At 69.7% G+C, this 18574-nt stretch carries 22 protein-coding genes; 9 read left to right on the top strand and 13 right to left on the bottom strand.

Going from position 1 to position 18574, the window contains the following annotated elements:
- The first annotated feature begins 32 nt into the window (after positions 1 to 32).
- Together ACQPZX_RS45535 and ACQPZX_RS45530 are read left to right on the top strand one after the other, a co-directional pair.
- Positions 33 to 866: a nucleotidyltransferase domain-containing protein gene (locus tag ACQPZX_RS45535; RefSeq protein ID WP_433370450.1), complete on the top strand. Its 834-nt coding sequence runs from the start codon at positions 33 to 35 to the stop codon at positions 864 to 866.
- Positions 863 to 1603, top strand: a complete 741-nt coding sequence (locus ACQPZX_RS45530; protein WP_433370447.1) for a Type 1 glutamine amidotransferase-like domain-containing protein — start codon at positions 863 to 865, stop codon at positions 1601 to 1603. Before ACQPZX_RS45535 ends, ACQPZX_RS45530 begins: the two co-directional genes overlap by 4 nt.
- Here ACQPZX_RS45530 and ACQPZX_RS45525 read toward each other — a convergent pair.
- Entirely contained in the window at positions 1591 to 1953 is a 363-nt protein-coding gene (locus ACQPZX_RS45525; RefSeq protein WP_433370444.1) for a PH domain-containing protein, read from the bottom strand. The genes ACQPZX_RS45530 and ACQPZX_RS45525 overlap by 13 nt on opposite strands.
- Positions 1954 to 1976: 23 nt before the next feature.
- Entirely contained in the window at positions 1977 to 2300 is a 324-nt protein-coding gene (locus ACQPZX_RS45520) for a 4a-hydroxytetrahydrobiopterin dehydratase (protein WP_433370441.1), read from the bottom strand.
- 183 nt (positions 2301 to 2483) lie between these two features.
- Here ACQPZX_RS45520 and ACQPZX_RS45515 point away from each other — a divergent pair, with 183 nt between their 5' ends.
- Positions 2484 to 2909 (top strand): (deoxy)nucleoside triphosphate pyrophosphohydrolase, encoded by a 426-nt coding sequence (locus ACQPZX_RS45515; RefSeq protein WP_433370438.1) that lies wholly within the window; start codon positions 2484 to 2486, stop codon positions 2907 to 2909.
- Here ACQPZX_RS45515 and ACQPZX_RS45510 read toward each other — a convergent pair.
- Positions 2895 to 4430: a long-chain-fatty-acid--CoA ligase gene (locus ACQPZX_RS45510; RefSeq protein ID WP_433370435.1), complete on the bottom strand. Its 1536-nt coding sequence runs from the start codon at positions 4428 to 4430 to the stop codon at positions 2895 to 2897. The genes ACQPZX_RS45515 and ACQPZX_RS45510 overlap by 15 nt on opposite strands.
- The gene (locus tag ACQPZX_RS45505; RefSeq protein WP_433370432.1) at positions 4427 to 5599 is read right to left on the bottom strand and encodes an acyl-CoA dehydrogenase family protein; all 1173 of its coding nucleotides are present in this window, start codon (positions 5597 to 5599) and stop codon (positions 4427 to 4429) included. The genes ACQPZX_RS45510 and ACQPZX_RS45505 overlap by 4 nt, the downstream gene beginning before the upstream one ends.
- A gap of 64 nt (positions 5600 to 5663) precedes the next feature.
- On the opposite strand from ACQPZX_RS45505, the gene ACQPZX_RS45500 reads away from it, so the two are divergent.
- Genes ACQPZX_RS45500 through ACQPZX_RS45485 form a run of 4 tightly spaced genes read left to right on the top strand, consistent with a single transcriptional unit; the run spans position 5664 to position 9351 of the window.
- Positions 5664 to 6293, top strand: a complete 630-nt coding sequence (locus tag ACQPZX_RS45500; RefSeq protein WP_433370429.1) for a TetR/AcrR family transcriptional regulator — start codon at positions 5664 to 5666, stop codon at positions 6291 to 6293.
- The gene (locus ACQPZX_RS45495) at positions 6290 to 7699 is read left to right on the top strand and encodes an aldehyde dehydrogenase family protein (protein WP_433370426.1); all 1410 of its coding nucleotides are present in this window, start codon (positions 6290 to 6292) and stop codon (positions 7697 to 7699) included. Before ACQPZX_RS45500 ends, ACQPZX_RS45495 begins: the two co-directional genes overlap by 4 nt.
- Entirely contained in the window at positions 7696 to 8784 is a 1089-nt protein-coding gene (locus ACQPZX_RS45490) for an alcohol dehydrogenase catalytic domain-containing protein (protein WP_433370423.1), read from the top strand. Before ACQPZX_RS45495 ends, ACQPZX_RS45490 begins: the two co-directional genes overlap by 4 nt.
- Before the next feature lie 12 nt (positions 8785 to 8796).
- Positions 8797 to 9351, top strand: a complete 555-nt coding sequence (locus ACQPZX_RS45485) for a DUF6886 family protein (RefSeq protein ID WP_433370420.1) — start codon at positions 8797 to 8799, stop codon at positions 9349 to 9351.
- Here ACQPZX_RS45485 and ACQPZX_RS45480 read toward each other — a convergent pair.
- A complete protein-coding gene (locus ACQPZX_RS45480) occupies positions 9337 to 10110 on the bottom strand; it encodes a hypothetical protein (protein WP_433370417.1) in 774 nt (257 codons plus the stop codon). The genes ACQPZX_RS45485 and ACQPZX_RS45480 overlap by 15 nt on opposite strands.
- A gap of 127 nt (positions 10111 to 10237) precedes the next feature.
- Here ACQPZX_RS45480 and ACQPZX_RS45475 point away from each other — a divergent pair, with 127 nt between their 5' ends.
- The gene (locus ACQPZX_RS45475) at positions 10238 to 10630 is read left to right on the top strand and encodes an SUKH-3 domain-containing protein (RefSeq protein WP_433370414.1); all 393 of its coding nucleotides are present in this window, start codon (positions 10238 to 10240) and stop codon (positions 10628 to 10630) included.
- Between the two features lie 70 nt (positions 10631 to 10700).
- Positions 10701 to 11000, top strand: coding sequence for an Imm21 family immunity protein (locus ACQPZX_RS45470; RefSeq protein ID WP_433370412.1), 300 nt, complete (start codon positions 10701 to 10703; stop codon positions 10998 to 11000).
- A gap of 89 nt (positions 11001 to 11089) precedes the next feature.
- On the opposite strand, the gene ACQPZX_RS45465 is transcribed toward ACQPZX_RS45470, so the two are convergent.
- From ACQPZX_RS45465 to ACQPZX_RS45430, 8 genes are read right to left on the bottom strand one after another with little or no spacing between them, the layout of a single operon-like run.
- Entirely contained in the window at positions 11090 to 11674 is a 585-nt protein-coding gene (locus ACQPZX_RS45465) for a TetR/AcrR family transcriptional regulator (protein WP_433370409.1), read from the bottom strand.
- Positions 11671 to 12873, bottom strand: coding sequence for an acyl-CoA dehydrogenase family protein (locus ACQPZX_RS45460; RefSeq protein ID WP_433370406.1), 1203 nt, complete (start codon positions 12871 to 12873; stop codon positions 11671 to 11673). The genes ACQPZX_RS45465 and ACQPZX_RS45460 overlap by 4 nt, the downstream gene beginning before the upstream one ends.
- Complete coding sequence (locus tag ACQPZX_RS45455) at positions 12873 to 13862, bottom strand: phosphotransferase family protein (RefSeq protein WP_433370403.1); 990 nt, start codon at positions 13860 to 13862, stop codon at positions 12873 to 12875. Before ACQPZX_RS45455 ends, ACQPZX_RS45460 begins: the two co-directional genes overlap by 1 nt.
- Positions 13859 to 14635, bottom strand: a complete 777-nt coding sequence (locus ACQPZX_RS45450; RefSeq protein WP_433370400.1) for an SDR family oxidoreductase — start codon at positions 14633 to 14635, stop codon at positions 13859 to 13861. Before ACQPZX_RS45450 ends, ACQPZX_RS45455 begins: the two co-directional genes overlap by 4 nt.
- On the bottom strand, positions 14632 to 15375 hold the full coding sequence (locus ACQPZX_RS45445) for an SDR family oxidoreductase (RefSeq protein ID WP_433370397.1): 744 nt from the start codon (positions 15373 to 15375) through the stop codon (positions 14632 to 14634). Before ACQPZX_RS45445 ends, ACQPZX_RS45450 begins: the two co-directional genes overlap by 4 nt.
- Before the next feature lie 35 nt (positions 15376 to 15410).
- Entirely contained in the window at positions 15411 to 16679 is a 1269-nt protein-coding gene (locus ACQPZX_RS45440) for an ABC transporter substrate-binding protein (protein WP_433370394.1), read from the bottom strand.
- Positions 16676 to 17698, bottom strand: coding sequence for a branched-chain amino acid ABC transporter permease (locus tag ACQPZX_RS45435; protein ID WP_433370391.1), 1023 nt, complete (start codon positions 17696 to 17698; stop codon positions 16676 to 16678). Before ACQPZX_RS45435 ends, ACQPZX_RS45440 begins: the two co-directional genes overlap by 4 nt.
- Positions 17695 to 18573, bottom strand: a complete 879-nt coding sequence (locus ACQPZX_RS45430) for a branched-chain amino acid ABC transporter permease (protein ID WP_433370388.1) — start codon at positions 18571 to 18573, stop codon at positions 17695 to 17697. The genes ACQPZX_RS45435 and ACQPZX_RS45430 overlap by 4 nt, the downstream gene beginning before the upstream one ends.
- Position 18574 lies beyond the last annotated feature (1 nt).

The following is an 18574-nucleotide window of genomic DNA, read 5'->3' as shown; positions in this document are numbered from 1 at the left end:
CCTGCCGGCCCGCGCGGGGGAAGACTGAGATCGTGCCGCTGACCGAAGCCCGTCTGCTCGAGGTTGCCGAGCGGGTCGCCGAAGTGCCCGGAGTCGCCGGCATCGTCCTGGGCGGCAGCCGGGCGCGCGGGTCACACGCCCCCGACTCGGACACCGACGTCGGCCTCTACTACCGGTCCCCGCTCGACGTCGACCGCCTCGACCGCCTGGCCAAGTCGATCGCCGGGCCCACCGCGATGGTGACCGCCCCGGGCGGCTGGGGTCCGTGGGTCGACGGCGGCGGCTGGCTCCGGATAGACGGCCACGCGGTTGACTGGATCTACCGGGACCTCGACCGGGTGCTGGCCGTGTGGTCCGACGCCGAGCGCGGGAAGTACGGCTTCCACCAGCAGACCGGTCACCCGCTCGGCTTCCCCGACTTCGCGTACGTCGGCGAGCTCGCCCTCAGCCGCAGCCTGGCCGATCCCACCGGCGAGCTCGCCGAGGCGCGGGAGCGGATGCGGGTCTATCCGGCCAAGCTGTCCGAGGCCCTGGTCGCCGGCCTGTGGGAGGCCGACTTCCTGGTCGCGGTCGCCCGCAAGGCGGTCTCCCGCGGCGACAGCGCGTACGTCGCGGGCTGCCTGTTCCGCCTGGTCGGGGTGTGCGCGCACGCCCTGCACGGCGCCGCCAGGGAGTGGCTGATCAACGAGAAGGGCGCGGTCGCCGCGGCGGCCGCCCTGCCCGGCGCCCCCGAGCGGTTCCGGGAGCGGGTCGACGCGATGTTCGGCGGGGTCGAGGGCGACCCGCTGCACCTGACCGGGGCCATCGACGTGGCCGCCGATCTCGTCCTCGACACCGCCGACGCGTGCGCCATGATGATCCGGTGACTGCCGACGCGCCCACGATCCTCGCCACCAGCGCCGGCTTCCGGCGTGGCCCCCGCGGCCCGTACGACGTGCACGCCGGGCCGATCCACCGGTTCGCCGCCGAGCTTTCCGGCGCGAGCAACCCCAGCATCTGCGTGCTCACCCAGGCCACCGGCGATCCGCAGACGCTGATCGGCGCCTGCTATGCGGCGTTCGCCGGCACTGAGTTCCGCCCGTCGCACCTCGCGCTGTTCCCGATGCCGAACGTCGGCGACATCCGGGCGCACCTGCTGAGCCAGGACGTCATCTGGGTCGAGGGCGGCAGCGTCGCGAACCTCTGCGCGGTCTGGCGGGCGCACGGCCTCGACGCGATCCTGCACGAGGCCTGGCAGTCCGGCGTCGTGCTGGCCGGCATCTCGGCCGGCTCGATCTGCTGGCACCAAGGCGGCAGCACCGACAGCTACGGCCCCGAGCTGCGCGGCTTCACCGACGGGCTGGGCTGGCTGCCGTACAGCAACGGCGTGCACTACGACGGCGAGGCGCAGCGCCGGCCCAAGATGCACGAGTTGATCGCGGCGGGCACGCTCGGCGACGGCTACGCGACCGACGACGGCGCGGGCCTGTATTACCGCGGGACCTCGCTGCACGAGGTCGTGGCGGACAAGGCGGGCCCGCAGGGGTACGAGCTCAAGCGGGCAGCGGACGGCTCGGTGGTGGAGACGCCGCTGCCCACCAGGGTCCTGAATTACGCGGAGTAGTGCAGGATCACGTTGTGCACGTGCTGGGTCTTCTCCACCCCGCGGAACTCGACCTCGTGCTGGTGCGTGCCCACGGTGATGACGATCGTGCCGGAGGAGAAGAACTCGCCGGCCCAGCTTTTGTTGCTCACCACGCTCACGCTGCTGACCTTCGAGTACGGGATGCTCGTGATCGCCACGCGCTTACCGACGAAGGACTTGTCCTGGATGATGATGCGCCGGTTGGTGAGCCCGATGAAGCCGGTGCCCGCCCCGATCGCGTCGTAGACGGCGATGATCTGCTCGCCGTCGAGCAGGCCACTCTCCACTTGCTGGAGCTGACCCTTGTTGTCGTAGATGACATCAGCCATGGCGGCAGCCTAGCGAGGCGCCTCTATGGGGTGGGTGAGGTAGTGCCGACAACGGTCCGGTAGAAGTCTTCGATGCGGGCGGCGAGGGTGACCTCACCGTCCGTGATGGCGTCGCCGTCGCGGGCGCCCAGACAGATCTGTGTGTGACCGTCGAGCCGCCGGATGCTGGGGCGAATGTGCAGTGTGTCCGCCGCCACCTTGATCCGTTCCGTCAAAGCGGCATGCTGACTCTCGTCGCATGCCAACTCGCGCTTGAGCTGAACGCCGTCACGCGTCCAGCCGCTCAGCAGAGCAAGTGCGTCGCTCAGATAGTCGGAGCCGTTCGCCCGACGTTTTCTGGCCCGCATCGCCGCACCCCCTAGGCGTCGTTGCCGGCTTGTGGCCAAACTGTCGCCGTGTCGTCATGGTCGGTGCCCCACAGTCTTGTCTTCCACGTCAACCATGTCCACGCCCACATATACGTGTTTGCGTGACGATCGGGACGGCTCGGGCAACCGGAACGGTGAACTTTTGTGGGATCCTTTGACCTCATGCCAGGGGAACAGCACGTCAGCGCCGTGAGATCACGCAAGGTGATCGTCGCGGCCGCGATTATCACGCATGGTCGCGTGCTGGCCTGCGAGCGCTCGGCGCCGCCCGAGGTGGCCGGCCGGTGGGAGTTCCCCGGCGGCAAGGTGGAGCCGGGCGAGACCGACGAGCAGGCGCTGGCCCGGGAGTGCGTCGAGGAGCTGGGCGTCCGCGTCGAGGTCGGCGCCCGGATCGGCCCCGACGTGCCGCTCGCGCACGGGCGCGCGGTCCTGCGGGTCTTCGCGGTCCGGTTGCTGGACGGCGACGAGCCGAGAGCCCTCGAGCACACCGCCATGCGCTGGCTGTCCGTGGACCAGCTGGACTCGGTCCACTGGCTGCCCGCGGACAAGCCGATCGTCGCCGCCCTGCCTCCGCTACTCGGAGCCTGAGTACGTCTTCCGCAGCTCCCGCTTGAGCACCTTCATGCTCGGACCCAGCGGCAGCGCGTCGGCGAAGCGCACCTGACGCGGGTACTTGTGCTTGCCGAGTTTCTCCCGCGACCACTCGATGAGCTCGTCGGCGGTGATCCCGCCCGGGTCGGCCACGACCACCGCGCAGATCTCCTCGCCGTGCACCGGGTCGGGCACGCCGATCACCGCGACCTGCTGCACGGCCGGGTGCCGGGCGAGGGCCTCCTCGACCTCGCGCGGGTAGACGTTGAAGCCGCCCCGGATCACCAGGTCCTTCTTGCGGTCGACGATCGTGATGAACCCGTCCTCGTCCTTGGTGCCGAGGTCGCCGGTGCGGAACCAGCCGTCGACGACCGCCTGCGCGGTCGCCTCCGGGTTGTTGAGGTACGCCGAGAACACGTTGTGCCCGCGGATCACGATCTCGCCCAGCTCGCCGGTCTCCATGAGCTCGATCCGCTCGTCGATCTCGGGCCGGGCGATCTCCACCTCGACGCCCCAGATCGGGTGCCCGACCGTGCCGGGCCGGACCCCGAACGCGGGCTGGTTGGTGGTGGCGGTCGGCGAGGTCTCGGACAGGCCGTACCCCTCGAAGACGGTGGCGTGGAAGGTCTCGCTGAACTTCTCCAGCACCGCCACGGGCAGTGAGGCGCCACCGGACACGCAGAGTCGCAGCGCGGGCAGCCGATCGGCCTTGGCCGCGGCCTCGAGCAGCCCGATGTACATGGTCGGCACGCCGTGGAAGATGGTCACGTTCTCCTGGACCATCAGGTTGATCGCGGCCTCGCCGGTGAACCGGGCGAGCAGCACGATGGTCCCGCCCAGCCGGAACGTGCCGTTCATCCCCACGGTCTGGCCGAAGGTGTGGAACAGCGGCAGGCAACCCATCACCACGTCGTCCTCGTACAGCTCGTGGATGTCGAAGACGTTGACCATCGTGTTCATCACGAGGTTGAGGTGGGTGAGCAGCGCGCCCTTGGGCTTGCCGGTCGTGCCGCTCGTGTAGAACACGACCGCCGTGTCCTCGGCCTCCCGCGAGACGTACGTGCGCAGCGGCTTCACCGCGGCGGCCGCGTCCTCGAGGCGGCGCACGCCCTCGACCGCCGGTCCGACCGAGACCACGCCGACGCCGGCCAGGTTGGACGCCTGGACCGCGTTGGCGAGCTGGCTGGAGTGCGCGACCAGCAGCTTCGCGCCGCTGTCGGCTAGAACGTAGGCGTTCTCCTGCGGGGTGAGCAGGAGGTGCATCGGGACGATCGTCGCGCCGACCGAGAGGACGGCGTAGTAGACCCGGGGGAAGTCGGCGAGGTTGGGGATCTGGATCGCGACCGTGTCGCCCGGGCCGATGCCGAGCTCGCGCAGGCCCGCCGCGTACGCGAGGGTCTGCTTCCACAGGTCGCGGTAGATGATGCGCTCGGTCGTCGCGCTGTCGATCACGGCGAGCTTGTCGGGGTATTTACGGGCCGCTTCGGCCAGGACGGTGGCCAGCGACAGTTGCGTCATGCGAGGTGCCCTCCGATCTTCGTGTACCCCCGCAGGAGGTCGCGGGAGATGATCAGGCGCTGCATCTCGTCGGTGCCCTCGTAGATCCGCATGAGGCGGACCTGGCGGTACCACCGCTCGATCGGGAGCTCACGGGTGTAGCCCATGCCGCCGTGGATCTGCATGACCCGGTCCACGACCCGGTTGACCATGCCGGCCCCGTACAGCTTCGCCATTGACGAAGCATGCCGTGGATCCCAGCCCTGGTCCACAGTCCAGGCGGCGCGCAGGATCAGCCAGCGGGCCGCCTCCAGCTCGACCTCGGAATCGGCCAGCATCCATTGGATCGCCTGGTTGGTACCGATCCGGTTGCCGAACGTCTCGCGCGTGTTCGCGTACTCGATCGCCATGCCCAGCGCCCGCTCGGCGATGCCCAGGGCGTTGGAGGGGATGAGGTAACGGCCCTTGCCGATCCACTTCATGCCGAGCTCGAAGCCCTGGCCGATCTCGCCGAGGATGTTGCGGTGCGGTACCCGTACGTCGTCAAAGATCAATGAAGCGGGACCGCCCTCGCCCATGGTCTGGATGAACTCGGATCGCCAGCCCATCGAGCGGTCGACCAGGAAGGCCGTGGCGCCCCCGTTGCTGGCCTTCTTCTCCGGGTCGGTCACCGCGACCACGATCGCGAAGTCGGCGTCGTTGCCGTTCGTGATGAACGTCTTCTCGCCGTTGAGCACCCAGTCGTCGCCGTCGCGGACCGCGCGCAGCTTGATGTTCGCCGCGTCGGAGCCCGCGCCCGGCTCGGTGATCGCGAAGCAGGAGATCCGGTCGCCCTCGATCGTGGGCCGCAGGAACTCGTCCTTCTGCGCGTCATTGGCGTAGTAGAGGATGTTGTCGGCCTCGCCGCCGAACTTGAACTGCACGAAGGTGCGGCCCACCTCGGTCCAGATCAGCGACTGGAGGACGGCCGGCAGGTCCATCCCGCCGTACTCCTCCGGCGTGGACAGGCCCCAGAAGCCGAACTTCTTGGCCTTCTGCTGGAGCTCGCGCAGCTCGCTGAGCTCCAGGCCGGGCTGGTGGCGGCGCTCGCGCAGCAGCGCCTCCTGCTCCAGCGGCATGACCTCTTTGGTGATGAACTGACGAGCGGTGTCGCGAATCGCACGCTCTTCGTCGGTGAGCGAGAAGTCCATGTCGCTTAAACTAGCGGTGTAAGTTTTAGCATGTCCAGTGCAACTTGTTGGGAGATCTCTGAACATGGCCCGACCTCGCCAAGCCCTGTTGACCCGCGAGCGGATCGTCGCGGCGGCTTCGGCGCTGGTCGATGCCGAAGGGCTGGACGCGCTGTCCGTGCGCCGGCTCGCCACCGAGCTGGGCGTGCAGGGGCCGTCGCTCTACAACCACTTCGCCACCAAGGCCGAGATCGTCGACGCCGTTGCCGACGCGGTGGTCGAGCAGGTCGACCTGTCGGTGTTCGGCCGGCTGGAATGGCACGAGGCGCTGCGCGCGTGGGCGAAGGCGTACCACGCGGTGCTCGCCGAGCACCCGAACATCGTGCCGGTCCTCGCGCAGGGTCCCGGCCGTCGCCCGGCCGGTCTGGCCATGGCCGAGGCGGTGTTCGGGGCGCTGGTCGACGCCGGCTGGCCGCCCGCGCGCGCCACGCACATCGGCGCGCTGATGCGGTACCTGGTGACCGGCTCGGCGCTCGGCTCGTTCGCGCTGGGCTTCGACATCGATCCCGGCTTGTACGACCAGTACCCGCATCTGCACCGTGCGCCGCTGCTGGCGGCGCATCATGAGGCCGTGGACGAAGGCGCCTTCGAACTGGGCCTCGACCTGATGATCAGTGGGCTGATGGCCCGTCAAGAGATTGGTGCTCGCCGATGACATCGCTCGACCGTCCGCATCTTTTCATCGGCGGGGAGTGGGTGCCGCCCGCCTCGACCGAGACGATCCCGGTGGAGAACCCCGCGACCGAGGAGGTCATCGCGCACGTGCCGGCGGGCACGGCCGCGGACGTCGACCGTGCGGTGGCCGCCGCTCGCAACGCCTTCGACGCGTGGGCCGGGCTTCCGCCGGCCGAGCGGGCCGCGGTGCTCGATCGACTGCATACCGCGCTCGCCGCGCGGGCGGGAGATATTGCGAAGACCGTCGGGCTCGAGCTGGGGACGCCGCTCAAGGTTGCTAAAAATGTGCAGGCGGGACTTCCGCTCGCCGTCTTGCGGGGATACGCCGACTTGGCTGGGCGGCCGGAAAATTCTGAGCAAATCGGAAATTCCCTGATTGAGCACGAACCAGTGGGAGTTGTCGGGGCGATCACCCCGTGGAACTATCCGCTGCACCAGGTGGTGGCCAAGGTTGCCGCCGCGATGGCCGCGGGCTGCACGGTCGTGCTCAAGCCGAGCGAGCTGACGCCGCTGGTGGCGTACCTGCTGTTCGACGCCGCCGCCGAGGCGGGCGTGCCGGCCGGGGTCCTCAACCTGGTCACCGGCACGGGCCCGGTGGTGGGCGCGGCGATCGCCGGGCACCCGGGCGTGGACATGGTCTCGTTCACCGGCTCGACCGCGACCGGCCGGGCGATCTCGCACGCGGCCGCCGACCGCATCGCCCGGGTGGCGCTGGAGCTGGGTGGCAAGTCGGCCAACGTGATCCTCGAAGACGCCGACGTGGTCAAGGCGGTCAAGGTCGGCGTCGGCAACGCGTTCCTCAACTCCGGCCAGACCTGCACGGCCTGGACCCGCATGCTGGTGCACCGCTCGCTCTACGACGAGGCGGTCTCGCTGGCCGCCAAGACCGCCGCCGGCTACACCGTGGGAGACCCCTTCGACGAGGCGACCCGGCTCGGGCCGCTGGTGTCGGGGGTTCAGAGCAAGAGGGTCCGTGGCTTCGTCGAGCGGGCCACGGCTCGCTTGGTGGCGGGTGGGCTCGACGCCCCGCTACCGGAGAAGGGATATTTCGTCGCGCCGACCGTCTTCGCCGACGTCGACCCGGAGAGCGAGCTCGCCCAGGAGGAGATCTTCGGCCCGGTGCTGTCGATCATCCCGTTCGCCGACGACGACGACGCCGTGACGATCGCCAACAACTCCCGGTACGGCCTGGCCGGCGGCGTGTGGGGGTCGGACGAGCGGGCGCTCGCGGTGGCCCGGCGCATGCGGACCGGCGCGGTCGACATCAACGGCGGCGCCTTCAACCCGGCCGCCCCGTTCGGCGGATACAAGCAGTCGGGCGTCGGGCGCGAGTTGGGCGAGTACGGTCTTGCTGAGTTCCGTCAGGTGAAGGCGATTCAAAGATGACGACATACTTCAACGGCGTGGTAGTTCGTTCATCCGGAGAGCGGCCCGCGGTGGCCGAGCTGCGGCTGCCTGAGATCGGGCCCGGCCAGGTGCGCGTGCGGGTGCGCGCGGCCGGCGTCTGCCACTCCGACCTGTCCATGATCAATGGGACGCTCCGCGCCCCGTACCCCCTGGTGCTGGGCCATGAGGCGGCCGGCGAGGTGATCGAGGCCGGCGACCACGTGACCCGCGCGGCGGTCGGCGACCACGTGGTGCTCAACTGGCAGCCGCCCTGCCGCAGCTGCTGGTTCTGCACGCAGGGCGAGCCCTGGCTCTGCTCGACCTCCTCGGGCATCGCGGCCCTGGAGAACGGCATCACCCTCGACGGCGCGCCCGTTCACGTGGCACTCGGCCTCGGCGCGTTCGCCACCCAGGTCGTCGCCCCCGAGAACGCGGTGATCCGGGTGCCCGCCGAGCTCGGCTTCGACCGAGCGGCCCTGCTCGGCTGCGGCGTGCTGACCGGCGTCGGCGCGGTCCGCAACACCGCCCAGGTCGCCGCCGGCGAGTCGGTCGTGGTGATCGGGCTCGGCGGCGTGGGCCTGTCGGTGGTCGCGGCGGCCCGCGCGGCCGGCGCTTCCGACGTCATCGCCGTGGACGTCTCCGAGGCCAAGAAGGGCCTGGCCGAGGCGGCCGGCGCCACCGACTTCGTGGTCTCCTCGGACACGCTCTCCAAGGAGATCCGGGTGCGCACCGGGGGTCGCGGCGCCGACCACGCCATCGAGTGCGTCGGCCGGGCCGTCACGATCCGCGCGGCCTGGCGGGCCACCCGCCGCGGCGGCAAGGTGACGGTCGTCGGCATGGGCAGCAACGAGGACCTGGTGCAGCTGTCCGCATTGGACATCTTCTCGTCGGCGCGCACACTGCGCTCCTCGGTGTACGGCGCCGCCGACTTCGACGCCGAGATCCCGCGGCTCGCCGCCGACGTGCTCGACGGCACGCTGTCGGTCGACCACCTGATCTCCGACCGCATCGGCCTGGCCGACGTACCCGCGGCGTTCGACCGCATGTCCAGAGGGGAGGGTGCTCGCTCCGTCGTCGTGCTGTGACAGGCTGTCCCGATGCGACCGGAACCCGGCCAGGTGCTGCACTTCTCGGAGGACCCGACCCTCACCCGCTTCGCCCCGCACGTGGCCGCCACGTCCGGCACGGACACGCCGTACGTGTGGGCGGTCGATGGGCGCAACGCGCCTAGCTATTGGTTTCCCCGGCAATGCCCGCGCGCGATGGCCTGGGTGCGCGACGGCACCACCCAGGCCGACCGCGACCGCATCATCGGCGCGGGCTCGGGCGATCGCGTGCACGCCATCGAGTACGCGTGGCTCCCCGCCATGCAGAACACAACGCTGTACGCCTACCGCTTCGCCGACACGCAGTTCCACCACGTGTCCTCACCAGGCGCCGAGCCACACGCCCTGGTCGCCACCGACGTGGTCACGCCGTTGGGCCCGCCGGAGCCGGTGGGCAACCTGCTCGACTGCCACGAGGCTGCCGGCATCCAGCTGCGGCTGCTGGCCAACCTGTGGTCCTTCTGGGACGAGGTCATCGAGAGCACGGCCGGCTACAGCGGCATCCGCCTGCGCAACGCCCAGCCCCGCCGGTCAGCCGGCGGGTAGCCGCAGGCCGAGCAGCCCACCCAGTTCGGCGAGCGCCAGCAGGTTGATCCCGGTGGCCTCGGTGCGGCGGGTGGCGATCAGTCCCGGCCGGCGCTCCTCGGGCGCTGTCGCCCGGACGATCGACCCGTCGGTGAGCACGAACGCGGTATCGGTGAGACCGTCGTCCAGGCGAACCGTGCTGCCGGCGATGAGCCGCCATCCGTACGATATCTGGGAGAAAACGCGCCCCTCGGTGATCTCGAACGATGGCGCGAGCCGCTGAGCCGCAGCCCGCGCTGCGAACCACCGCCCGATCATCCCCGAGTCCCACGGCACCCATTGCGCGCCCGGCGGGAAGACCGCCTCGAACGGCTCCCAGTAGCTCATCCCCGGCAGGAACGGCAGGAACGGGCAGACCCGGTAGAGGGCCGCGTAGATGTCCGCGCCCGGCGCCTTCTCGAGCACCATGGCGGCCTGCAGCAGCCGCTCGTTCGGATCAGGCGTCCGCGCGGCCAACGCGAGCAGTCGCTCCCGATCCTCGGCGTCGGGCGGCGTGATGGTGGCCGCGCAGTCCGCGCAGATCTGGTGGCCGGCCGGCTGACACTCCGGGCACCGATAGCGCCGGCACTGCCCGCAGACCGTGACGGCGAGCTTCCCGCACGGACAGACCGCGATCGGCTCGACCGAGTCGTCGTAGTAGAGCTCGCCGTGCGGGTAGGACGTGGGCACGGCCTGGACCTGCCCGCCCGGCCCAACCGGCCGTGGCGCCAGGATCGTCACCGGCGTCATGCAGCGGTAGAGGCCGGGAACAACACGTTGGCGACCATCGATCGGGTGATCCAGTGAGCATCCCACTGGCTCATGCTAGGAGACGCGGATATCACTGTCGTGAAGGAAGGGTCGCCGGGTGGACGTCAACGACCTCGTGGACTCCTTGCGGTCGCTCGGCTTCGAAGTGTCGGCCGCGGCGGTTGATTTTCTCGAGCGCTTCGCGTTTCTGCGCCTGACCCACGAGCCGAGCCTCCTGCTGCACGGCGAGCGGGAGTTCAGCTGGACGCTCTTCGACCCCACGGCCGTGGCGACCTCCCGGGACGCCCGCACCGCCCGGCAATGTTCGGCTCTGGCCGGGAAGAGCCTCTGCCCGGTCGGCACCGACGGTTTTCACTTCACCATCTACATCGCCGGCGACGGGACCTTCTTCGCGGGCCGTGACGCCTCGCTCTTCCGGTACGCCGACTCGGTCGACGACTTGTTCAGAGCGCTGCGGGTTGGATCGCGTCCCACCCGTCTGGAGGACTGAGCTCGCCCCGCCGTGTCCGGGTCTTCATGGAGACTCTCAGCGGGTGCCCAAGTAACGCAGGCTGACGCGAATGGGTTGGGTTCGATCGTTTGGCGGACCGCTGATTCTCTTGCCTCGCGATGCGATGCCGTTGTGGGCGGGGCCCTACGCTCCGGACGGCGACGACGAGGTGGACGAGGAAGACACCGACTACTGGCGCGTCTCCGAGGAGGTGCAGGACTACGCCGAGGTGGTCGATGTCGGTGGCATCGAGGCGCTGGTGGTTTACGGAGGTCCCCTTCTGGGTCGAGCCGCGGCAGGTGATGTGCCCGATCGACGGCACTGTCACGGTGCCGCCACCGCCCGACTTCGCCGAGCCGGTCGCGGTTGACCTTGGATTGAGTCTTCCGGACCTGCTCGCCGAACTGGAGAAGGCCTGGCAGCAGGGCCTGCTGCCAGGCCTTCGCATGACGGCTTGTTTTACGGGGTGGTCAGCAGGGCGGTGATGGTGCGGGCCAGGGCGGCCCGCGACGCCGCCACTGACAGGTTCATCGGCTCTCGCCAGGTGGACCAAGTGGGCCACATGCTGACCGCGGTCAAGGCGTTCAGCAGCTCGTCGTTGCCGTCGATCTCGGTGGCGAACAGGACGGCCAGCTCGTCGCGTACGCGGGCCACATGCAGGCGCCGGTAGCGCTGCAGCGTCTCCGAGAACGGCTCCTTGATGGCCGCCGCCTTCGCGTTCGGGGCTATCTGCTCCAGGAGGCGGCCGCGCTGCTTCGCGTACGCCTCGATGCGCTCGGCCAACGGCAGCGTGGCCGAGATCGGGCGGTGTGAGGCGTCCCGCAGCTCCAGGACCCGCTCGCCGCTGGCGGCGAACAGGGCCTCCATGTCGGCGAAGTGGCTCCACAAGGCGCGCAGCGAGACGCCGGCCTGCTTGGCGATCTTTTCCGCCGTGGGGCGCAGGTCGCCCTCGCGGATGAGCTGCTGATGCGCGTCAACGATGGCGTTGCGGGTGCGTTCGGAGCGGGCCGTGCGGCCGTCCACGCGTTGCGGGGAAGCAGTCACTTCTCGCTCCGGTAGCGGTTCAGCTCCCGGCGGGCCAGCGATCGCTTGTGGACCTCGTCGGGGCCGTCGGCCAGGCGCAGTGTGCGCGCTCCGGTCCACAGCGCCGCCAAAGGCGTGTCCTGGCTGACGCCGGCTGCGCCGTACGCCTGAATGGCCTTGTCTATGATCCACTCGACGGTGGACGGGACCGTGATCTTTATGGCCTGGATCTCGGTGTGTGCGCCCTTGTTGCCGACCGTGTCCATCAGCCAGGCGGCCTTGAGCACGAGCAACCGGGCCTGCTCGATGCGCACCCGTGACTCGGCGATCCAGTCCTGCACCACGCCCTGCTCGGCCAGCGGCCGTCCGAACGGGGTGCGGGAGAGCGCCCGCGTGCACATCAGCTCGAGCGCGCGCTCGCCCATGCCGATCAGGCGCATGCAATGGTGGATGCGGCCGGGGCCGAGCCGCGCCTGCGAGATCGCGAAACCGCTGCCCTCGGTGCCGATCAAATTCGAGGCGGGCACGCGTACGTCGTCGAAGAGCACCTCGGCATGGCCGCCGTGATCCCCATCGGTGTACCCGAAGACCCGCATCCCGCGCTTGACGGTGAGGCCGGGCGTGTCCCGCGGGACCAGGATCATGCTCTGTTGCAGGTGCCGTTCGGCCGACGGGTCGGTCTTGCCCATGACGATGAAGACCTTGCAGTTCGGGTTCATCGCGCCGGTGATGAAGAACTTGTGGCCGTTGATGACGTAGTCGTCGCCGTCGCGCGCGATGCGGGTGCCGATGTTCGTGGCATCCGACGAGGCCACGCCCGGCTCGGTCATCGCGAACGCGGAACGGATCTCACCGCTAAGCAGCGGCTCGAGCCACTCCTGCTGCTGGGCGGGCGAGCCGAACTCGGCGAGCACCTCCATGTTGCCCGTGTCGGGGGCGGCGCAGTTGAGCGCGCCCGGCGCGAGCTGCGGGCTGCGGCCGGTGATCTCGGCCAGCGGCGCGTACTGGAGGTTGGTCAGGCCGGCGCCGTGCTCGCCGGGCAGGAAGAGGTTCCACAGGCCCTCACTTTTCGCGCGCGCCTGCAGGTCGGCGAGCACCGGCGGCGGCTCCCAGCCCTCGTGGTGGCCCAGGAGCGCCTCGGCCGGGTAGACGTGCTCGTCCATGAAGGACTGAAGCCGCTTGCGGTAGTCCTCGGTCTTCGCGTCGAAGCCGAACTCCATCAGTTCCCCTCCAGCGCCTCGTGGCCGCGCATCACCAGCGGGCCGACCAGGTTGCCGATCGAATCGAAGCCCTCACCGACCGTCTGGCCCTGAACGTAGCGGTAGTGCACGCCCTCGAGAATCACCGCGAGCTTGAATGCGGCGAAGGCCACGTACCAGTGCAGGTCGCTCACATCACGGCCGCTCCGCCCGGCGTAGCGGTCGCTCATCTCGCGCAGCGACGGATGCCCGGCGACCTTGAGCGGCACGGTCGCGCGGCCCCCGCTGACCTGCAGCGGCAGGCCGGCGTAGACGAGCATGAGCGCCACGTCGCTGAGCGGGTCGCCGAGCGTGGACATCTCCCAGTCCAGCACCGCGTTGATCTCCAGTGCCGGGCCGATCAGCACGTTGTCGAGCCGGTAGTCGCCGTGCACGACGGCGCCGGGGCCGCCGGCCGGGATGTCGACGGCCAGCCGGGCGTGCAGCTCGTCGATGCCGGCCACCTCGCGGCTGCGGGAGGCGTCCAGCTGCTTCTTCCAGCGGCCGACCTGGCGCTGGTTGAAGCCCTCGGGCCGGCCGAAGTCGGCGAGGCCGATCGCGGCCGGGTCGAGCGCGTGCAGGTCGGCGAGTGTGTCCACCAAGCGAAGCACCAGGTCGTGCAGGGGCTCGTCGCCTATACCCGACAAATCAGATTCGTCGCGGTAGATCCGGCCCTCGACATGTTCCATCATGTAGAACGGCGCGCCGATGACCGCCACGTCGGTGCAGAGCAGCACCGGCGTCGGCGCGGGGAAACCGGCCTTGGACAGCGCCTCGAGAACCTTGTGCTCCCGGACCATGTCGTGGGCGGTCGGCAGCACGTGCCCGAGCGGCGGGCGGCGCAACACCCACCGCTGCTCACCGTCGGTCACGGCGTACGTGAGATTGGATCGTCCCCCGGCGAACATCTGACCGCTGAGCGGACGGGACCCGAGAAACGCCTGCAGCTTGTCGAGATCGAGGCCCTTCACGCGCGATCACCCTCGAACGCCCGCTGGATCTTGTTCATCCCGCCGAGCCAGCGGTCGGTGTCGGTGGCCCGCAGCTTGTAGTAGTCGGCCACCTCGGGGTGCGGGAGGACCAGGAAGCTCTCGCCCTCGATCGCCTTGGCGGCGACCTCGGCCACCTCGGCCGGTTCGAGCGCGCCCTCGGCCAGCAGCCGGGCACTCGCGCTGTCGCGCTCGTTGCCGCGGGTGAGCATGTCGGTGCGCACGCCCTGCGGGCAGAGCGCCTGCACGATCAAACCCCGATGGGCGTACGTGGCGCGCAGCCACTCGGCGTACGCCAGCGCCCCGTGCTTGGTCACCGCGTAGGTGGCGCTGCCCAGGATCGAGAGCAGCCCGGCCGCGCTGACCGTGACCAGCAGCCTCTTCGGCTCGCCCTGGTCGAGCCAGCGGGGGAGCAGGTGGCGGGTGACGTAAACATGGGACATCACGTTGACCGAGAAGTCCCGCTGCCACGCCTCGTCGGGCGTGTTCTCGTCGCCGGCGGTCAGCACGCCCGCGTTCGAGCAGAAGAGGTCGACGCCGCCGAGCTCGGCCCAGGCCGTCTCGATCAGGCGCCGGGTGTCGTCCTCGTTCGCCGCGTCGGCGGGCACGGCCAGCCCGCCGATCTCGCTCGCGACCGCTTCCGCCGCCGGGGCGTTGAGGTCGCTGACCATCACCCGGGCGCCGTCGGCGGCGAAGCGGCGGGCCAGCGCCGCGCCGATGCCGCCGCCGGCGCCGGTGACCACGACCCGCCTCACTGCACCGACCCGGTCAGCGTGACGCCGCCGTCGATGACGACGGTCTGGCCGGTGATCCAGGCGGCGTCCGGCCCGCAGAGGAACGCGACGGTGCCGGCCACGTCCTCCGGCACGCCGAGGCGGCCCAGCGGGTACGTCGCCGCGACCTGTTCCTCGCGGCCCTCGTAGAGCGCCGTCGCGAACCTGGTCTTGACCACGGCCGGGGCGACCGCGTTGACCCGCACCTTCGGCGCCAGCTCGACGGCCAGCTCCTCGGTGAGGTGGATCAGCGCGGCCTTGGTCACCCCGTAGAACGCGATCCCCGGCGCCGGGCGCACGCCGGAGACCGAGGAGATGTTGACGATGGCGCCGCCCTCGGACAGACCGCCGCGCAGCGCCTCCTGCACCCAGCCGAGGGTGCCGAGCACGTTCACGTCGATCATCTTGCGGGCGGCGCCCAGGTCGAGCGAGCCGAGCGGGCCGTACGCCGGGTTGATGCCGATGTTGTTCACCAGGGTGGTGATCGGGCCGAACTGGCCGAGCACCGTGTCGATCACGGCGGCCCGGTGGTCGGTGTCATCGCCCTTGCCGGGGATGCCGATCGCCACCTCCGGGCCGCCGAGGTCGAGCGCGGCCTGCGCGAGCGCCTCCGCGTTGCGCCCGGTGATGGCGACCTTGTAACCCTCGGCAACGAAGCGTTGCGCGATGGCGAAGCCGATTCCCCTGCTGGCTCCGGTCACGATCGCCACTTGGTCCGCCATCGCCGCTCCTTCGCTTGAAAAGATTTACCCCGACGCTACTGCGCCGCGGGAATGCCGTTCTGGGGAGGCGTGGATGCCGCCCCGGAGTACGCGGTGACCGCGCCGTCGCCGTCGTCGGTCTGGAACGGCGTGCCGAAGTACACCGCCTTGCCGCCGGTGAGCTTGGTCAGCTGCTCACCCGCGTACCCCGAATGATCTTGCGCCGAGTAGCGCACCGGCACCAGCCCGGGCCCGGTGAATCCGCCCTTCTGCACGGCTTCGGTCAGCTTGTCCCTGGTCAGATCCTTCCCGGCGCCCTGCAGAGCCTGGACGAACAGGTAGCCGACGGACATGCCGTACACGACGTTGTTGTCGAATTCGGCGTTCCCGTTGTATTGGCTGTTGACCTTCTTGTAAAGCTGGATCCACGGGTTGGCATCGTCGGTCGCCAGCGGCAGGTAGTTCGCCGCCACGACGCCCTCGAGCAGCGGCGCCGCGGCGCCCAGCGTCTTGCTGACCGTGGTCGGGTCGGAGCCGACATTGCTGACCACGAACTGCGGCTTGAAGCCGATCTTCGCGGCCGTGCCGATCGAGAGAGCGGTGAAGCCCGGGATCGTGGCGAGCATGACGACGTCGCAGGCCGCGGCCTTGAGCGCGCCCATCTGCGGGCCGACGTTGGGGCTGCTGGTCACGTAGTTCTGCTTGGCCGTGACCGGTCCGAGGATCTTCTCGATGCCGGCCAGGCTGTCGCGGCCGAAGTCGTCGTCCTGGCCGAGGAAGCAGACCTTCTTGCCCGGGTAGGTCTGTTTGACGTACGAGGCCAGGATCTTGCCCTCGACGGTGTAGTCGGGGTTGAAGCCGAACGTGCCCGGATACTTGTCCGGCTGGTTCCAGCTGCGGCTGCCGCTGGCCACGAAGAGATCGGGCACCCGGTTGGTCTTGAGGAAGTCGAGCACGCCGGTGTGCGTCGGCGTGCCCAGCCCGTTGAGGATCGCGAACACCTTGTCCTGCAGCACGAGCTGGCGGACGACGGTCTGGGTGTTGGCCGGGTTGTAGCCGTCGTCCATGATCTTGTAATTGATCTTGCGGCCGTGCACGCCGCCGTTCGCGTTGACGTAGTCGAAGTAGGCCTTGGTGGCCGGGGCGATCGACGAGTAGCCGGCCGCGGCCGGGCCGGTGAGCGGTTGGTGCGTGCCGACCAGGATCTCCGTGTCGGTCACGCCGGGGGTATCGCTGCTGCCACCACTGCTATTGCCGTTTCCGTTGCTGCAGCCTGCGGCCAGCAGCAGCGCGGCGAGGACGGTCGCGGTCGCTGTGCGTTTCATTCTTGGCCTTTCTGCTTACGGTTCATTCGGGGAATTCGAAGGGAAGCCAGACCGCCGGGTGCGGCGAGCATGACGAGGACGAGGACGACGCCGAAGACGGTGAGCGCGAGGTTGCCCTCGAGATGCTGCGAGCCCGCGTCCTCGGCGATCGACTGGGCCGCCGACGGCAGCGCCACCAGCAGGAACGCGCCGATCAGCGCCCCCGAGATCCGGCCCAGCCCGCCGATCACGATCGCCATCACCAGGAACAGCGAGAGCGTGAGCGGAAAGGCGCCGGGAGAAACGCTTTGGGCGAGCACGGCGAAAAGGGCGCCGGCCAGGCCGGCACAGGCCGAGGAGATGACAAAAGCAATGACTTGGGTACGGGCGACGCCGACTCCCGCGAGTTTGGCGGCGGTCTCGTCGTCGCGCACCGCGCGCATGTCACGGCCGAATCGACCCCTGATGACGTACGCGAGAAGCAGCACCGTCAAAAGGGCGGCGGCCCAGCAGATCCAGGCCTGCCACTGCTCCACCGGAATCACGCCGGGTGGCGGATCGAGGGCCACGGAGAGTCCCTGATCGCTGTTGAACGTCTCGTCGAACGTGCTGGTGATGCTCGGGACCACCACGGCCACGGCGAGGGTGAGGCCGGCCAGGTAGGGACCGCGCAGGCGGGCCGCCGCCAGCCCGATCACCGCGCCGACCAGCGTCGTCACCGCGATCGCCACGACGATGCCGGGCAGCAACAGGTTGAACTTGTCCTGCCAGAGCGCCAGCGTGTACGCCCCGGTCGCCATCAGGGCGCCGTGGCCGAGGCTGAGCTGGCCGTTGAGTCCGGTGAGGACGGTCAGGCCCGCGGTCACGCAGAGGTACGCGCCGATCGTCGCCAGCTGGTAGTTCCGGAACGGCGGCAGTACGTAAGTCAGGGCCAGGATCAAGGCGGCGCTCGCTATCACCACCGCCAGCGGAATGAGCTTGTTCCGCTCCGATTTCTGGCTATTTCCCGTCTTCGCCGCGCGCTGCGCCAACGTCGTCATGCGGTCCTCGCCTTCGCCCTCGAGAACAGGCCGTCCGGCCGGCCCAGCAGCACCACCACGAGCAGGATCAGCACGGCCATCGGCGCCACGGTCGCGCCGAGATAACCGCTCACGTACGCGAGCAGCAGGCCCACCACGAGGCCGCCGACCACCGCGCCGACCGGGCTGTCCAGGCCGCCCAGCACCGCCGCGGTGAACGCCGAGATGAACAGGAGGTCCATCGCGTTCGGGTGCAGGCCCAGCTCGGTGGGGATGACGAGCATTCCGGCCAGCGAGCCGACGGCGGCGGCCAGCGCCCATCCGAGCGTCAGCATGCCGCCGACCGGCACACCGAGCAGCCGGGAGACATCCGGGGCGAAGGCCGCTGCCCGCATGCGCAGGCCCGTGGACGTACGCGTGAAAAGAAGCGTGAGAAGGACGACCACCGCGCCCACCGCCGCGAAAACGAACAGGTCGTAGCGCGAGAGGAGCGCGACCCCGCCGACCTGGAAGGCGTCGCGGCTGAACGGAGCCTCGGCCGGGCGGAAGTTGTTGCCGTAGATCATGCCGAGCACGCCCTGGATGATCAGCACCAGGCCGAGCGCCACGACCACGCCGTTGAGCGGCGACGAATGGTCGACGAAGCGCATCACCACCCGCTCGACCACGGCGCCGATGACGAGGCCGCCGACGATCGCGACGGCAAAGCCGATCCAGTACGAGCCGGTCGCGCTCGCCACCGAATAGCCGGCGTAGGCGGTCGCGACGGCCATCGCGCCCTGGGCGAAGTTCACGATCCGGGCGGCCCGCCAGATCAGCACCAGGGCCAGCGCGAACGCCGAGTAGACAGCGCCGCGGCTGAGCCCGTCGAAGGTCAGATAAAGGAATCGATCCATG

The organism is Actinoplanes sp. CA-142083, from assembly GCF_050942195.1.
Taxonomy (GTDB): Bacteria; Actinomycetota; Actinomycetes; order Mycobacteriales; family Micromonosporaceae; genus Actinoplanes.
Note: the sequence above shows the minus strand (reverse complement) of the source record. Positions and strands in the feature narration are given on the sequence as shown.

Coding starts and splice junctions, on each gene's coding strand:
- ACQPZX_RS45525 (WP_433370444.1), bottom strand. CDS start 1,953: ATGGCTGATGTCATCTACGACAACAAGGGTCAGCTCCAGCAAGTGGAG.
- ACQPZX_RS45520 (WP_433370441.1), bottom strand. CDS start 2,300: ATGCGGGCCAGAAAACGTCGGGCGAACGGCTCCGACTATCTGAGCGAC.
- ACQPZX_RS45515 (WP_433370438.1), top strand. CDS start 2,484: ATGCCAGGGGAACAGCACGTCAGCGCCGTGAGATCACGCAAGGTGATC.
- ACQPZX_RS45510 (WP_433370435.1), bottom strand. CDS start 4,430: ATGACGCAACTGTCGCTGGCCACCGTCCTGGCCGAAGCGGCCCGTAAA.
- ACQPZX_RS45505 (WP_433370432.1), bottom strand. CDS start 5,599: ATGGACTTCTCGCTCACCGACGAAGAGCGTGCGATTCGCGACACCGCT.
- ACQPZX_RS45500 (WP_433370429.1), top strand. CDS start 5,664: ATGGCCCGACCTCGCCAAGCCCTGTTGACCCGCGAGCGGATCGTCGCG.
- ACQPZX_RS45495 (WP_433370426.1), top strand. CDS start 6,290: ATGACATCGCTCGACCGTCCGCATCTTTTCATCGGCGGGGAGTGGGTG.
- ACQPZX_RS45490 (WP_433370423.1), top strand. CDS start 7,696: ATGACGACATACTTCAACGGCGTGGTAGTTCGTTCATCCGGAGAGCGG.
- ACQPZX_RS45485 (WP_433370420.1), top strand. CDS start 8,797: ATGCGACCGGAACCCGGCCAGGTGCTGCACTTCTCGGAGGACCCGACC.
- ACQPZX_RS45470 (WP_433370412.1), top strand. CDS start 10,701: ATGGGTTGGGTTCGATCGTTTGGCGGACCGCTGATTCTCTTGCCTCGC.
- ACQPZX_RS45460 (WP_433370406.1), bottom strand. CDS start 12,873: ATGGAGTTCGGCTTCGACGCGAAGACCGAGGACTACCGCAAGCGGCTT.
- ACQPZX_RS45445 (WP_433370397.1), bottom strand. CDS start 15,375: ATGGCGGACCAAGTGGCGATCGTGACCGGAGCCAGCAGGGGAATCGGC.
- ACQPZX_RS45440 (WP_433370394.1), bottom strand. CDS start 16,679: ATGAAACGCACAGCGACCGCGACCGTCCTCGCCGCGCTGCTGCTGGCC.
- ACQPZX_RS45435 (WP_433370391.1), bottom strand. CDS start 17,698: ATGACGACGTTGGCGCAGCGCGCGGCGAAGACGGGAAATAGCCAGAAA.
- ACQPZX_RS45430 (WP_433370388.1), bottom strand. CDS start 18,573: ATGGATCGATTCCTTTATCTGACCTTCGACGGGCTCAGCCGCGGCGCT.